Source organism: Psychromonas aquatilis, from assembly GCF_038155185.1.
GTDB classification, from domain to species: Bacteria; Pseudomonadota; Gammaproteobacteria; order Enterobacterales; family Psychromonadaceae; genus Psychromonas; species Psychromonas aquatilis.
The window spans coordinates 1-232 of the sequence record NZ_JBAKAZ010000255.1 but is presented as its reverse complement, the minus strand read 5'-3'; the positions used below and the strand labels follow the sequence as shown (position 1 = coordinate 232).

Here is a 232-nt window from a genome sequence, read left to right as displayed (position 1 = left end):
GGACCAACAAGTCAAGACCCACGTGTTGATGAAGCACGAGATGAGGTTTTATATGAGTTAGAGATTGATTTCTCTCATATGCCTGAAGGTGAAGTACCAGAGCCTTGGTTAGTTGATAGATTGTTACGTAACTTATTAGTTGATTTAACTGGTAATAAACATCGTGCAGAATTCTGTATTGATAAATTATATTCACCAGATTCATCAACCGGTCGTTTATGTATTTTGGAGT

The 232-nt window shown here is 36.6% G+C and carries 1 protein-coding gene; it reads left to right on the top strand.

The window, feature by feature from the left end:
- A partial coding sequence (locus V6256_RS15490) for a transglutaminase family protein (RefSeq protein ID WP_341599137.1) occupies nt 1–232 on the top strand: 232 nt, incomplete at both ends.